The organism is Streptomyces sp. NPDC031466 (assembly GCF_055581265.1).
Genome location: NZ_JBVIJT010000006.1, coordinates 584,901 through 599,234, shown reverse-complemented (window position 1 = coordinate 599,234; position 14,334 = coordinate 584,901). Strand labels below are relative to the sequence as shown.

Annotated in this window: 11 protein-coding genes; 7 read left to right on the top strand and 4 right to left on the bottom strand. The window is 71.5% G+C overall.

The window, feature by feature from the left end; genetic code table 11:
• Window positions 1–48: 48 nt before the first annotated feature.
• Complete coding sequence (locus ACZ5GP_RS17910) at window positions 49–1,410, bottom strand: peptidoglycan recognition protein family protein (protein ID WP_468751744.1); 1,362 nt, start codon at window positions 1,408–1,410, stop codon at window positions 49–51.
• A 137-nt stretch (window positions 1,411–1,547) separates the two neighbouring features.
• On the opposite strand from ACZ5GP_RS17910, the gene ACZ5GP_RS17905 reads away from it, so the two are divergent.
• From ACZ5GP_RS17905 to ACZ5GP_RS17890, 4 genes are all read left to right on the top strand, one after another.
• Window positions 1,548–2,300 (top strand): TIGR03089 family protein, encoded by a 753-nt coding sequence (locus ACZ5GP_RS17905; protein ID WP_468751743.1) that lies wholly within the window; start codon window positions 1,548–1,550, stop codon window positions 2,298–2,300.
• 198 nt (window positions 2,301–2,498) lie between these two features.
• Window positions 2,499–3,755 carry an LCP family protein gene (locus ACZ5GP_RS17900; RefSeq protein ID WP_468751742.1) on the top strand — a complete coding sequence of 419 codons (1,257 nt, stop codon included), beginning with the start codon at window positions 2,499–2,501 and terminating at the stop codon, window positions 3,753–3,755.
• A 226-nt stretch (window positions 3,756–3,981) separates the two neighbouring features.
• Window positions 3,982–5,730, top strand: coding sequence for an LCP family protein (locus ACZ5GP_RS17895; protein ID WP_468751741.1), 1,749 nt, complete (start codon window positions 3,982–3,984; stop codon window positions 5,728–5,730).
• Between the two features lie 101 nt (window positions 5,731–5,831).
• On the top strand, window positions 5,832–7,562 hold the full coding sequence (locus ACZ5GP_RS17890; RefSeq protein WP_468751740.1) for an LCP family protein: 1,731 nt from the start codon (window positions 5,832–5,834) through the stop codon (window positions 7,560–7,562).
• A gap of 15 nt (window positions 7,563–7,577) precedes the next feature.
• Here the strand turns inward: ACZ5GP_RS17890 and ACZ5GP_RS17885 are convergent, their stop codons facing one another.
• On the bottom strand, window positions 7,578–8,615 hold the full coding sequence (locus tag ACZ5GP_RS17885) for a glycosyltransferase family 2 protein (protein WP_468751739.1): 1,038 nt from the start codon (window positions 8,613–8,615) through the stop codon (window positions 7,578–7,580).
• 205 nt (window positions 8,616–8,820) lie between these two features.
• Between ACZ5GP_RS17885 and ACZ5GP_RS17880 the strand changes: the two genes are divergently transcribed.
• Entirely contained in the window at window positions 8,821–10,305 is a 1,485-nt protein-coding gene (locus tag ACZ5GP_RS17880) for an LCP family protein (protein ID WP_468751738.1), read from the top strand.
• A gap of 17 nt (window positions 10,306–10,322) precedes the next feature.
• Here the strand turns inward: ACZ5GP_RS17880 and ACZ5GP_RS17875 are convergent, their stop codons facing one another.
• On the bottom strand, window positions 10,323–10,904 hold the full coding sequence (locus ACZ5GP_RS17875; RefSeq protein WP_468751737.1) for an acyl-CoA thioesterase: 582 nt from the start codon (window positions 10,902–10,904) through the stop codon (window positions 10,323–10,325).
• 129 nt (window positions 10,905–11,033) lie between these two features.
• Between ACZ5GP_RS17875 and ACZ5GP_RS17870 the strand changes: the two genes are divergently transcribed.
• Complete coding sequence (locus ACZ5GP_RS17870; protein ID WP_468751736.1) at window positions 11,034–12,386, top strand: LCP family protein; 1,353 nt, start codon at window positions 11,034–11,036, stop codon at window positions 12,384–12,386.
• Window positions 12,387–12,497: 111 nt separating this feature from the next.
• Entirely contained in the window at window positions 12,498–13,685 is a 1,188-nt protein-coding gene (locus ACZ5GP_RS17865; protein WP_468751735.1) for a dipeptidase, read from the top strand.
• A 74-nt stretch (window positions 13,686–13,759) separates the two neighbouring features.
• Here ACZ5GP_RS17865 and ACZ5GP_RS17860 read toward each other — a convergent pair whose 3' ends face one another.
• Complete coding sequence (locus ACZ5GP_RS17860; RefSeq protein ID WP_468751734.1) at window positions 13,760–14,164, bottom strand: VOC family protein; 405 nt, start codon at window positions 14,162–14,164, stop codon at window positions 13,760–13,762.
• Window positions 14,165–14,334 lie beyond the last annotated feature (170 nt).

Here is a 14,334-nt window from a genome sequence, read left to right as displayed (position 1 = left end):
ATGCAGACGGATGTGCAGATGGTGCGGTTCACGCGGTGCGGCCCGGCGTCAGCGGCCCTGCATGCGGGCCGAAGCGGACCGAGCGGTTCCGAGCTTGCCGTACAGGCGGCTGCCGGGGCAGTCGGTGGCGAATCCGTCCCGGTGACCCGAGATCACCTGGAGTCGGACGTTCGTTCCCTTCTTGTAGAGATTGCCGCCGCCGGACTTCAGGAGCGTGGTGCCGCTCGGGTCGGCGCCGTACAGGCCGAGCTTCCACGCGGTCAGCCGGGCGATGGCGTTCACGGCCGCCTTCGGCGGATTGGACCTGCTGTACGTGCCGAGGACGGCGATGCCCGTGCTGTTCGCGTTGAAACCGCGAGTGTGGGCCCCGAGGACCGGCTTGGCCACACCTCCGGCACGTCCTTCGTAGATGTTTCCGCACTTGTCGACGGCGAAGTTGTAGCCGAAGTCCCGCCAGCCGCTGCTCTTGACGTGGTAGCGGTAGATGCTGCGCAGCACGGATCCCGCCTGTGAGCAGCTGTAGTTGTTGCCGGAGGCGCTGTGGTGCACGAAGGCGGCCTTCACGGTCTTGGTGTACGCGAAGTTCTTCTCGCGGATCCGCTCGTCCGCGCCCCAGCCCTTGCGCGTGATGATGCGCGGGCGCGGGCCGATGTAGGGCCGCGCCTTGGCCGCGTCCTCGGGGGCGCCGCGGGCGGCGGTCAGGTCGTCCTCCGTCTGCTGCTTGGTCAACTCGGGGATGACGTCGGCGCCGAGCGGGGCGAGCTCGGCGTTGACGGCGGAGGCGGCCGCCGACTCGACGGTCATGGCGGTGGCTTGCGCGGCCTGGGCCTGGCTGCCGCGCGGCGGGGGCTCGTCACCCGGATCGATCAGTTCCAGGCGCAGCCCATCGGGGAGCAGGGACTCGGCGGGGCCACGGCTCGTACGCCGGTCGGATTCCGCCCGTACGCGGATCTCCACGCCGTCGGAGTGGCCGACCCACAGGGGCGCCGTCGAACCGCGGGCCTTGCCGGTGCCGCCCTCCAGGGTGCCCGGGTCGGCCGCGTGTTCGTGGTTGTGCGTCTCGACGCCCTGCCAGCCGGACCAGGTGCGGGTGCCGCTCGCCCGGGTGCGGACCTGGACGGTGCCGTGCAGTTCGTCGGCCGGATCGTCCCAGACGACGCCCACCAGGGAGAAGGGGCGGACATTGCGCCGGGCGAGGCCCTGTTCGCGGTCCGCGGGGCCGAGCGAGCGGTCAGTGCCGAGCGGGGCGAGCGGCAGCGACTGGGTGCTGCCGGGGATCGCCTCGGCGGGCCATCCGGCGGGCGGCGCGCCGGGGGTCGCGGCCCAGGCGCCGGACGAGGGCAGGGTGAGGGGCAGGGCCAGTGCGGCCGCGCAGGTGACACCGATCGAGGAAGCAAGGAATCCACGCATACGTCTGATCGTCGGCATACCGGAACATATCTGTCCATCGGGGAATTGACGGACCGTCGGCCGGGAGCGGCCGTACCGGCGGCCCGCGCTCCCCCGCCAACCCGGCGCCGCGCCGTCGCCCGCGTACCCTTGCGCCCGTGAACGCCAACGACCGCACCCCCGCCGACCTGCTGCGATCCGCGCTCGCCGCGGATCCCGGCCGTCCCCTGGTCACCTTCTACGACGACGCCACGGGTGAGCGCGTGGAATTGTCCGTCGCCACCTTCGCCAATTGGGTGGCCAAGACCGCCAATCTGCTCCAGGGCGACCTCGCCGCCGAGCCCGGCGACCGGGCCGTGCTGCTGCTGCCCGCGCACTGGCAGACGGCCGTGTGGTTGCTCGCCTGCGCATCGGTGGGCGTGGTCGCGGATGTCGGCGGCGACCCGGCCGCGGCCGATCTCGTCGTCAGCGGCCCCGACGCGCTGGAGGCCGCCCGCGCCTGTTCCGGGGAGCGGATCGCGCTCGCCCTGCGGCCGCTCGGCGGGCGCTTCCCGCAGCCGCCCGAGGGCTTCGCCGACTACGCGGTGGAGGTGCCGGGCCAGGGCGACCGGTTCGCCCCCTACGCGCCCGTGGACCCGGACGGGCCCGCCCTCGCCGTCGACGGCCTGGAACTGACCGGCGCGCAGCTGGTGGAGCGCTCTCGCGCCGACGCCGCACGCCTCGGCGTCGGGCCGGGCACGCGGATCCTGTCGGGGCAGTCGTACGCGACCTGGGAGGGCCTGAGCCACGGCCTGTACGCGGCACTGGCCGCGGGCGGCTCCGTGGTGCTGTGCCGGCACCTCGACCGGCTCGCCGAGGGCGGCCTGGAGAAGCGGATCGCCGACGAGCGGGTGACGGTCACCGTCCGGTGAGCCTCGCGGGGCCGGGGGCGCTCTGGACGGGCGGCCGCGCCCGCGCCTCAGGGCCGCGCGGTTCCCCGCGCCCCGTGGCGCCGCGTCGCCCGTTCGGCGTACAGCGGTACCGGGCCCAGAGGCCCCCCGCCCCGCGTCGGTCCATGGTCGTAGGGGACGCACCACGCGCCGACGCAGCCAGGAGGGGTGGACGCAGACGTGACCGACACCGCGGGCCCGCCTGTGGGACCGGACGAGCCGCCGGCCCCCGGGTCCGGTGCGCCCGGGCCGAAGGGCACGTACGGCCCGGGGGCGGGTGCGAGCCCCTCCGGGGCGGGCACGGCGCGTCGCAGGAACCGCTGGTTGGGCGGGATCGCGCTCGGCGTGTCCGTGCTGGTGCTCGCCGCCGGGGGCGCGGGCTGGGTGGCGTACCGGAAGCTGGACGGCAACATCACGCGGGACACCGACGCCGCCGCCGAGCTGGAGCGCTACGAGAAGGAGCGGCCGACGCCGCTGGTGCACGACGCGCAGAACATCCTGCTCATCGGTTCCGACACGCGCGCGGGCGAGGAGAACCGCAAGTACGGCAGGGACGCGGGCACCCAGCGCTCGGACACCACCATCCTGCTGCACCTGGCCGCCGACCGGCAGAGCGCCACCGCCGTGTCGATCCCGCGCGACCTGATGGTGGACATCCCCGGCTGCCTCAGGCCGGACGGCTCGCGCACCCGCGCCCAATTCGCGCAGTTCAACTGGGCGTTCGAACTCGGCGGGACGGCCTGCACGATCCGTACCGTCGAGAAGCTGACCCGCATCCGCGTGGACCATCACATGGTCGTGGACTTCGCCGGGTTCAAGGACATGGTCGACGCGGTCGACGGCGTACAGGTGTGCGTCAAGACGCCCATCGACGACGAGGACGCGCAGGTGCGGCTCGCTCCCGGGCCACGGACCCTGGACGGCGAACAGGCCCTCGGCTACGTCCGCGCCCGCAAGAGCCTCGGCAACGGCAGCGACACCGAGCGGATGGACCGCCAGCAGGAGTTCCTCGGCGCGCTCGTCAACAAGGTGCAGAGCAACGACGTGCTGCTGAATCCGACGAAGCTCTACCCGGTCCTCGACGCGGCGACCTCCTCGCTGACGACGGACCCCGGGATCGCGAGTCTGCGCGGGCTGTACGAACTGGTGCGCGGCATGCGCGACATCCCCACGGAGCGGGTGCAGTTCCTCACCGTCCCCCGGAAGTCGTACACGTACGACGCGAACCGCGACGAACTGGTGGAGCCGGCGGCGGAGCAGCTTTTCACACGGCTGCGCGCCGACACCCCGGTCGCCGTGATCCCGGAGAAGCCGGTGAAACCGGCACCGAGCCAGGAACAGGCACGCGGCGACGGGAAGCCGGACGACCCCACGCATACGCCCTCACCGGCGCCGACATTCCGGGGCAACACCGCCGCGGAGACCGCCTGCGAGTAAAGCGATCCCCAAAGGAAAGCCGTCCGCGACCAAGAAATGGGGCGGATTGCCCAGTTGTAGGGGAGTGGAATTTGTCACCGGCGTCGTCCGGCGCTGAACTGGGCGGATAGTGTGAGCGATCCGGTGCACCGGGCCCTTGGGGCCGCGCACCGCTGGACCGACTGACCGAGCGCCTTCTTGAGGGGGGTAAGGCGCCGCGTGGCCCCGACGGAGGACGCAGAAAACCGTGGACGCGCAAGGCCGTGGGCGGGCAGAGAACATCGACCCCGCAGACCAGTGGGTGCTCAATCCGGACACGGGTGATTACGAGCTGCGACTGAGTCCTTCCACAGAGCAAGGACCTTCGACGGTCCCGGGGCCCCGTAAGGCCCCCTCCCGTCAGGGCGGCCGAGGCCGCACCCCGACGGGCCGTGACCGTGAGCGCCCGCGCCCGGGCGAGCGCGACGCGCGCCGCGAGGTGCCCGGACAGCGCAGGCGCCGGGGCAAGGAGCCGGAGGCGGCCGGTGGCAGGCGCAAGCAGAAGCCGAAGAAGTCCGCGGGCAAGAAGGTCATGGTCTGGACCGGCGGCACGCTGGCGTTCCTGCTGGTCTCGGGGTGTGTCGGCGGGTATCTCTACTACCAGCACCTGAACGACAACATCACGTCGATCAACGACGACGGCGCGGGCACCGGCGGCTTCAGCAAGGACCGGCCCATCAACATCCTGGTGATCGGCACCGACAAGCGCAGCGGCAGCGGCAACAAGGGCTACGGCGACGAGGGCAGCCTCGGCCACGCGGACACCACGATCCTGCTGCACGTCTCGAAGGACCGTACGAACGCGACGGCGCTGAGCATCCCGCGCGACATGATCACGGACATCCCGGACTGCCCCACCACCATGGAGGACGGCAGCCAAAAGACGATCCAGGGCTCGCAGAACGTCCGCTTCAACCAGAGCCTCGGCCAGAGCGAGCGCACCCCGAGCTGCACGATGCGTACGGTCACGAAGATCACCGGGATAAAGCTCGACCACTTCATGGTGGCCGACTTCAACGCGGTCAAGACGCTCTCCAGCGCGGTCGGCGGGGTGGAGGTCTGCCTCGCCAAGGACATCGACGACCCCAAATCGCATCTGAAGCTGTCCAAGGGCAAGCACACGGTCGAGGGCGAGCAGGCGCTGGCGTTCGTGCGCACCCGGCATGCCGTGGGCAACGGCGGCGACTTGAGCCGCATCGCGCTGCAACAGCAGTTCCTCAGCGCGCTGATGCGCAAGCTGAAGTCGAGCGACACCCTCACCAGCCCGAAGAAGATGTTCTCCCTCGCGGAGGCAGGCACCGAGGCCCTCGCCGTCGACTCCAAGATCGCGGACATCATGAAGCTCCGTGACCTCGGCATGGAGTTGGGCAAGCTCGACATGAAGAACCTGACCTTCGCCACGCTGCCGGTGAAGGACAACCCCGCCGAGAAGACCCCCATCACGGTCGTTCCCGACCCGCCCAAGGCGGAGCCGCTGTTCGCGATGTTGCGGGCCGACCAGTCGCTGACCGAGGTCAAGAAGAAGCAGAAGAAGGAGAAGGCCGCGGTGGCCGCCCGGCTCAAGGGCCCCAAGGCCGACGCCGCCGACGTGCGCGTCGACATCTTCAACGGCAGCGGCAAGACCGGCGCCGCTCAGACAACTCTCACGTGGCTGCAGAACAATGCGGGCGTGCTCAAGTCCAGCCAGCAGGGGAACGCGCCGTCGGTCATCGAGAAGACGACGCTGGAGTACGGATCGGCCCAGGCGGACCAGGCCCGTCGGCTCGCCGCCATCATGGGGCTGCCCGCCTCCGCCATGAAGCCGGGCAAGAGCGAGAAGAACGCACAGGGGCTCCCTGCCCTGAAGCTGACGCTCGGCGGCGACTTCGAGGGCGCGGGGGTGCCCATCGCCCCGCCGTCGAAGGCGCCGGACGGGGTCCAGAAGGTCGAAGCCGACAAGACTGTGTGCGCCAAGTGACCTGAAGCGGTCGTTCTGCGTCTAACAACGCGCCGAGGGCACATGGGCCCAGGCGAAGCGGAACGGCCGCGGTGCAGGGACAGGGCGGGGAGGGGCTGGGGATGAGGCAGAACAGCGTGCGTAAGGAGGGGGCTCGATCACGTGCCCCGCACGCAAGTGATCACGGCTGGGGCAGAGGCAAGCAGGACGGGAAGCGCTCCGACGAGGCCTCGTCCGACGCCGCAGCGCGCTCCGGTTCCGCCGCGCGCTCGGAGAAGTCCTCGGCGGGCGCCGGCGCGGCCGCCCGGGGCGATGGCCGGCCCCCCGGTCACCGGCGGCGGCGCGGCGCGGGCGGTGAGGGCCGCCCGCCGCGCCGCAAGCGCCGGGTCCTGCGCTGGTCGGCGACGATCCTGTCCGTCCTGATACTCGGCACGGCCGGCGCCGGATACCTGTACTACCAGCACCTCAACGGCAACCTGGAGACCGACGACCTGAACCTCGGCGAGCACCGGGCCCCCGAGCCCACGCCCAACGCCGCCGGGCAGACGCCGCTGAACATCCTGCTCATCGGGTCGGACGCACGGGACTCCAAGGCGAACCAGAAGCTCGGCGGCGCCAAGAACACCTTCGGCTCCCCGCCGCTCGCGGACGTACAGATGCTGCTGCACCTCTCGGCCGACCGCAGCAACATGTCCGTGGTCAGCATGCCGCGCGACACCCTCCTCCAGATCCCCAAGTGCACGGACCCCGACGACGGCAAGGTCTATCCGCAGACCGGGCCGCGGTTCATGACCAACGAGTCCCTGGGCCGAGGCGGCCCCGGCTGCACGGTCGCCACCTGGGAGAAGCTCACCAACATCCACATCGACCACTTCATGATGGTCGACTTCTCGGGTGTGGTCTCCATGGCCGACGCCATCGGCGGCGTACCGGTCTGCGTGGACAGGAACATCCACTCGCGCGACAGCCAGGGCCACGGCTCGGGTCTGAAGCTGAAGAAGGGCACCACCGAGGTCAAGGGCGAGCAGGCCCTGCAGTGGCTGCGCACCCGCTACGGCTTCGAGGGCGGCACCGACATCAGCCGCGCCAAGGCCCAGCACATGTACATGAACGCGCTGGTCCGCAAGCTTCGCGAGAACACCGGTCTGACCAGCCCCAACCAGCTGCGCAAGCTCGCCGAGGAGGCCACGAAGGCGCTGAAGGTGGACGACGGCCTCGGCACCATCAAGGAGCTGTACGACCTCGGCAACGAGCTGAAGAAGGTCTCCCCCTCCCGTACGACGATGACGACCATGCCCTTCGAGTACGTCGGTGCCCGCGTCGTCCCCAAGCCCGGCGACGCGGAGCAGCTCTTCCGGCTGGTGCGCGACGACATCCCGCTGGACGGCAAGGGCAAGAAGAAGAAGGCCGAGGAGAAGCTCTCGGACGACCCGGCGGCCGCCGACGACCAGATCGCGATCCAGGTCCAGAACGGCACCCGGACCGCCACCGAGCCGCCGACCTCCGGCCGGGCGAACACCGTGGCGCAGCTCCTGACCGGCAAGGGCTTCAAGAAGGCCACGCCGGACACGACGACGGTCCTGACCGAGGGCAAGACCGTCATCCGCTACCCGTCGGCCGAGCTGGAGGGCGATGCCCAGCGGATCGCCAAGGCGCTGAAGCTGCCGCTGAGTTCGGTGAAGAAGTCCACGGACGTCTCCGGGGTCACGCTGATCGTCGGCGCCGACTGGCGCGAGGGCGACAAGCCGCCCAAGCCGTCGAAGAAGGACGACAGGACGCCGGATTCGGCGGACGCGCTCAGCGGGTCCGACAAGAAGGCGTGCATGAAGGTGGACCCGGACTTCTCCTGGTAGCCGCCCCGCGAGCCGTCAGGCCTCCTGGGTCTCCCCCAGGACGGCCGGGCGACGCGAGGCGATGACCTTCCTGGCGAGCGAGCGCGGGCTGGTCAGGAAGCCCCAGCCCCACGACATGTGCATGGTCGCGAGCGCCACCGGGATCTGGAGCCGCGCCTTCAGGGGCAGGCCCTTGCCCGCCGGGACGGAGCCCGCGACGATCGCCGCGAGGTAGCCGCCGGGGATCACCAGGCCCCACGGCGTCAACGCCGCGCCGACCACCAGGCCCGCCGCTATCGCGCAGAGCGCGGTCGGCGGCGCGAGGTAGCGCAGGTTGATCGAGCCCTCGTGGTAGCGGGCGACGACGTGCCGCCAACGGCCGTAGTCCTTGTACTGCTTGGCCAGCGCCTGCACGCTCGGGCGCGGGCGGTAGGAGACCAGCAGGTCGGGCGAGAACCAGATCAGGCCGCCGGCCTCGCGGATGCGGAAGTTCAGCTCCCAGTCCTGGGCGCGGATGAACTCCTCGTTGTAGCCGCCCTGCTGCTCCAGCGCCTCGCGGCGGAAGACACCGAGGTAGACCGTCTCGGCCTGCTGGGGCTCGCCCCCGGTGTGGAAGGCGGCGTTGCCCACGCCGATCTTCGACGTCATGGCGGCGGCGACCGCGCGCTCCCAGTCGTTCTGGCCCTCGGCGTGCATGATGCCGCCGACGTTCATCGCGCCGGTCTCCTCCAGGAGGCGGACGGCGGTCGTGATGTAACCCGGCGAGAGCGCGGCGTGGCCGTCGACGCGCACCACGATCGGGTGACGTGAGGCCTTGATCGCGGCGTTGAGCGCCGCCGGCGTGCGCCCCGTCGGATTCGGGACCGTGTGCACCCGCGGATCTTCCCTGACCAGCTCCGCGGCGATCTCGTCGGTGCGGTCGGCGGAGGGGCCGAGGGCGAGCACGACCTCCATCTCACCCGCGTACTCCTGCCGCAGGATCGCGTGGACGGCCTCGCGCAGATGCCGCTCCTCGTTGAGGACGGGCATGATCACGGATACGGCGGGCGGCTGCGCCCCAGACTTCGCGTTCATCACGCGTCACGTTACCGCGAATGGGGGACACGGTCGCGCGCCGCAGGGGTCGCTGCCCCGGGCCGCATTTCGTATGGGCTTACGTTTCTCGGGTTCCCCCGCTCCCGTCCCGGGCCGGCCCCGCCCCCGTCCTCGATTCCGCCGCTCCCGCCGCTCCCGCCGACCGCCCGCAGCCATCGCCCGTCTCCGCGGAGGTGTCCCCCACGTGCCCACACCGCCCCGCCACCCCGCTCCCCCGCCGCGCCGCCCGCAGCCGCAGGGTCACAGGCCGCCCGCACGCAGGCCGGCCGCGCGGGGCAAACGGCGGCCGCGCTGGGCCATGCGGGTCACGACCGCCTGCTCGGTGGCGGTGCTCGCGGCGGCCGGGATCGGGCACACCGTGGTCACCGGTCTCGACACGGGGATCAAGCGGGTCGACGCCTTCAAGGACATGAAGAACAGGCCCGCCTCGGGCCACGGCATGAACGTCCTGCTCGTCGGCACCGACGGCCGCGACAAGATCTCCCCCGCGGACAAGCAGAAGTACCGCCTGGGCGGCGCGCCCTGCCACTGCACCGACACGATCATGATCGTGCACATCTCGGAGGACAAGGACCGCGCCAGCGTCGTCAGCCTGCCCCGGGACTCCTACGCCGAGCTGCCCGCGCACACCGACCGGATCACCGGGAAGAAGCACCGCCCGCATCCCAACAAGATCAACGCCGCGTACGCGGAGGGCGGGCCGAACCTCACGGTGCGCACCGTGGAGCACATGACCAAGGTCAAGATCGACCACTATCTGGAGGTCGACTTCACCAGCTTCATCAAGACCGTGGACGTGGTCGGCGGCGTGGAGATCTGCACGACCAAGAACCTGGTCGACCCCAAGACCGGCCTCAACATGGCGATCGGCTCGCACGCCATGAACGGCGGCGAGGCCCTTCAGTACGTGCGTTCGCGGTACGTCGACGGGGCCTCCGACCTGGGCCGGATGCAGCGCCAGCAGCGGTTCCTCGCGGCGCTCATCGCCAAGGCGACCAGCAGCGGCGTGCTGCTGAACCCCGTCAAGTTCCGGGACGTGACGCGCACGCTCCTCGGCTCGGTGCGGGCCGACCAGGGCTTCGGGACGAGCGACATGCTGGCCCTCGGACAGGCGATGCGGGGCTTCTCGCCGTCGTCCTCGGAGTTCACGACCGTGCCGCTGAGCATCCAGGCGCAGGTCCTGCCGGGCATCGGCTCGACGCTGAAGTGGCATCCCGTGAAGTCCGCGAAGCTGTTCGAGGCGCTGCGCGAGGACCGCCCGCTGGCCTCGCACCGCGGCCGCTCCAAGGCCGCGCTGGTGGACGTCTCACCACAGCAGATCCAGGTGCAGGTGGAGAACGGTTCGGGGGCGCCGGGGCTCGGCAAGCGCGTCGACGCGGAGCTGCGGGCCACCGGGTTCCGCACGACGGGCCTGCCCACGGACGCGCCGAACGCGGCGGCGGCACCGGCCCCGCGGACCGTCGTCGCCTACGACCCGCGCTGGGACCGCTCGGCGAAGACCCTCGCGACGGCTCTGCCGGGCTGCGAGATGCGCCAGGTCGAGCGACAGGGCGCGGTACTCAAGGTGATCGCGGGCAAGGACTTCAGGGCGGTACGGCCGGTGCGCGCGGAGGACGAACTCCAGGGGGAGTTCGGGGCGGTCACCGGGGACGAGGTCATCTGCCCGTAGCCGCTCCGGCGCCGGCCTCAGTCGTCGAACCCCTCGGCCGCGCGCGCCTCCCGCAGCTCCTTGATCGCCCGGCGGCGGGCGAGGCGGTGGGTGCGGCGGATCTGGGCCTCCTGGTAGCGGCGGCGGTCGCGATCCGTCTCCGGCAGCACCGGCGGAACCGTCCGGGGCCTGCCGTCCGCGTCGACGGCGGCGAAGACGAGATAGGCGGAGCCGACCTGCTGGGCGGGCGTCGACTCGTTCCACCGCTCGGCCAGAACCCGGACGCCGACCTCCATGGAGCTGCGTCCGGTCCAGTTGACCTGGGCCTTCACATGGACGAGGTCCCCTACGCGGACCGGTTCCAGGAAGACCATCTCGTCCATCGACGCGGTGACCGCGGGCCCGCCCGAGTGGCGCCCGGCGACGGCGCCCGCCGCGTCGTCCACCAGTTTCATGATCACACCGCCGTGCACCGTACCGAGGAGGTTGGTGTCGTTGTGGGTCATGATGTGGCTGAGTGTGGTGCGGGACGCCGAGGTCGGCTTGCCCGGAACCGCCTCGGGGGCCCGGACGCTTTCCGCAGCGCCGGACGCCGCCGGGCGGGAGGCCTGATCAGTCATGCCCTCCACCCTATGCCGGGCGGGTGGACGTGCTCTCCCCGGCCGCTTTGCATCAGCTCTGCAACAGGCTGGGCCCGAATTGTCGACCTCCCTGTATGCGGCGCGGTCCGGCACTGCACACTGGGCCACATGAGCGATTGGCCAGACAATCAGGCGGGCGGCCGTGGCTACGGCCGCGGCAGCGGGGACTCCCAGCCCGACGGCGCCCGCGTGATGCGCCACATCCAGCGCGGCGGCCCCGCCCGCCCCGCCGGGCCGCCGCCGGGTGGCGTCCCGCAGCAGCCCGCGTACGACGACGGACACGGCGAGCGCTACGGCGACGGGCAGCCGTACGGCGACGCCCGCGACGAGGTCTTCGAGCCCCGCGCCCCGCGCCGGGACGCGTACGGCCAGAGCCACGACAGCGGCTACAACACCGGCCAGGTGTACGGCCAGCCCGCCTCGGGGTCCGGCCGGGGTGGAGGCGGCACCGAGGGGCGGTCGCGTGGCCCGCGCCCCGCGCCGGACTGGCGGCGCCGCATCAAGATCGGCTCGATCACCCTCGTGTCCGTGCTGCTCGTGACGTCCGTGGCGACGTACTTCTGGGCCGACGGCAAGCTCAAGCGCGAGGTCGACCTCTCCAAGGTCATCGAGCGGCCCGAGGGCGGCGCGGGCACGAACTACCTGATCGTGGGCTCCGACAGCCGCGAGGGCATGTCCGACGAGGACAAGAAGCGGCTCCACACGGGTTCCGCCGACGGCAAGCGCACGGACTCGATGATGATCCTGCACGTCGCGGACGACGGCGGGAACACGATGATCTCGCTGCCCCGCGACTCGAACGTGACGATCCCCTCCTTCAAGGGCGCCGAGTCCGGCAAGCTCTACCCGAACCAGGGCCGCCAGACGAAGCTGAACGCCGCCTACGCGGAGGACGGCCCCGAGCTGCTCGTGCGGACCGTCGAGTACAACACCGGCCTGCGCATCGACCACTACGCCGAGATCGGCTTCGGCGGCTTCGCCGAGATCGTGGACGCGGTCGGCGGCGTGGAGCTGGACATCCCCAAGGGCTTCAAGGACAAGAAGTCCGGCGCCGACTTCGAGGCGGGCAAGCAGACCCTCAACGGCGAGCAGGCCCTCGCCTTCGTCCGCACCCGGTACGCGCTGCCGGGCAGCGACCTGGACCGCACGAAGAACCAGCAGAAGTTCCTCGCGGCCCTCGCGAACCAGGCGGCGACGCCCGGCACCGTCATGAACCCCTTCAAGCTCTACCCCACGATGAGCGCGGGCCTGGACACGCTGATCGTCGACAAGGACATGGGTCTGATGGACGTGGCGTCCATGTTCTGGGCCATGAAGGGCGTCACCGGCGGGGACGGCAAGTCCATGAACATGCCGATCGCCGGTACGGCGGGCGGCAACCTCCTGTGGGACAAGGCCAAGGTCAAGCAGCTGGTCAACCAGCTGAACAACGACGACAAGGTGACGGTCGCGGGCAACTGAGCCCGCGAGGGGCCCTTCGCCGTACTCCGAACGGCCCCTCCGTCGCGACCCTCGGGCTCCGGCATGTCACGGTGGTGCACACCTGCTACCCCCGACGTCCGGAGCCCTGCCATGGCAGACCTGCAGGACGAGATCAACTCCACCGCCGAGGCCGGGAAGCTCGACGAGTCCCCCGGCCCGGACTACTCCCGGCCGGACCCCCGGCCCGACCCGCCCGCCGCGGCGCCGAGCGATCCCGGTTCCGCAGGGCCGGGGCCCGCGCGGGCGGACGACACGGGGCCCGCGTGGGCGAAGGACCCCTACGCGCGAGCCCGCGCCGTGCTCGGCGAGCATCCCGTCGCCGACGGGTACTGCGGCCTGCCGGGGGCGCTGCGCGACCTTCCCTGGTACGACTTCGAGACGGGCGACAGCGGCCTGGAGAGCGACCTGCCGCGGCTGCGCGCCGGGCGGGTCGGGGCCCAGCTCTGGTCCGTGTACGTGCCGGAGCGGCTGGGCGCCGACCGCGTCGTGCGCGCCACCCTCGAACAGATCGACCTCGTGAAGCACGTCGTCGGGGCGCACCCCGAGGGGCTGCGGCTCGCCCGGGACGCCTCGGAGGTCACCGACGCCCGCAACTGCGGCCGCATCGCCACGCTGATCGGCCCCGCCCGCGGGGTCGCGATCGGCGACTCGCTGGGCACGCTGCGCGCGCTGCACAGCCTGGGCCTGTGCGCGCTCACCCTGCGCGGCACGACGTGGGCCGGGCCGGGCGGCCTGTCGGCCTTCGGCGAGGAGGTCGTACGGGAGATGAACCGGCTCGGGATCCTCGCGGACCTGTCCGGCGCGTCGGAGGCGACGGTGCGGCGGGTGCTGGCCATCTCCAAGGCGCCGGCGATCTTCACCCGCTCCGGTGCGCTCGCCCTGCGCGACCATCCGGACAACCTGTCCGACGAACTGCTCGCCGAGGTGGGCGCCGCCAAGGGGCTGTGCATGGTGCCGCTGGCCGCCGGGCGGACCGGTGCCTCCGTGCGCGAGGTGGCGGACCACCTCGACCATGTGCGCCGCGTCGCCGGACCGGAGTGCGTCGGCCTGTCGGGGACGTACGACACCCCGGAGGAGCACCCGGAGGGGCTCGACGACACGTCGGGCTATCCGCGGCTGATCACCGAACTGCTCGAACGCGACTGGACCGAGGCCGAGGTGGCCGGGCTCACCTGGGGGAACCTCCAACGCGTCCTGCGCAGCACGGACTTCACGGCCCGGGCGGCGCGGGAGCGCAGGACGGCCTCCACGGCGAAGATGGAGCGGCTGGACGGCTAGCGGCGGGTCCGGGACCTCCCCGTCAGGGCCCTCACAGGGACCTCCCCGTCAGGGCCCCCACGGGGGCTTCCCCGTCAGGAGAACTTGCAGAGGCAGAACGGGTGCCCCGCGGGGTCGGCGTACACGCGGAAGTCGCGCTTGCCCCCGTCGTCGTCCAGGTCGAGGGGGCGCGCGCCGAGGGCGAGCACCTTCTCCTGGGCGGCCGCCAGCTCCTCGTCGGTGCTGCCGATGTCGAGGTCCAGGTGGATCTGCTGGGCGTTGAGGTCGGCGCGCGGCCACTCGGGCGGGCGCAGGTCCGGCACCCGCTGGAACGACATCTTGGCGCGGCCGGCGGCCACCACGTCGACCCAGTCGTCGTCGCCCTCGATGGTGCCGCCCAGGATCGCGGCGTAGAACTCCGCGAGTTCGCGGGGGCGCGGGCTGTCGAAGACGACGTTGTGCAGACGGGCGATGGGGGCGGCGTCGTGCTGGTCGCTCATGACTCTCCTCCTTCTCGGCAGGCTCAACAGGCGCAGAGGCAGAACGGGTGCCCAGGCGCATCGGCGTAAACACGCCACTCCCGACACAGCACAGCGCAGCCGTAGAAGTGATGCCCATCACATTCGGTCACAGCCGTGAGGGGTCCGGTGTCTTGAGGTCGAACCCCTGA

Coding starts and splice junctions, on each gene's coding strand:
- ACZ5GP_RS17910 (WP_468751744.1), bottom strand. CDS start 1,410: ATGCGTGGATTCCTTGCTTCCTCGATCGGTGTCACCTGCGCGGCCGCA.
- ACZ5GP_RS17890 (WP_468751740.1), top strand. CDS start 5,832: ATGAGGCAGAACAGCGTGCGTAAGGAGGGGGCTCGATCACGTGCCCCG.
- ACZ5GP_RS17885 (WP_468751739.1), bottom strand. CDS start 8,615: ATGAACGCGAAGTCTGGGGCGCAGCCGCCCGCCGTATCCGTGATCATG.
- ACZ5GP_RS17875 (WP_468751737.1), bottom strand. CDS start 10,904: ATGACTGATCAGGCCTCCCGCCCGGCGGCGTCCGGCGCTGCGGAAAGC.
- ACZ5GP_RS17870 (WP_468751736.1), top strand. CDS start 11,034: ATGAGCGATTGGCCAGACAATCAGGCGGGCGGCCGTGGCTACGGCCGC.
- ACZ5GP_RS17865 (WP_468751735.1), top strand. CDS start 12,498: ATGGCAGACCTGCAGGACGAGATCAACTCCACCGCCGAGGCCGGGAAG.
- ACZ5GP_RS17860 (WP_468751734.1), bottom strand. CDS start 14,164: ATGAGCGACCAGCACGACGCCGCCCCCATCGCCCGTCTGCACAACGTC.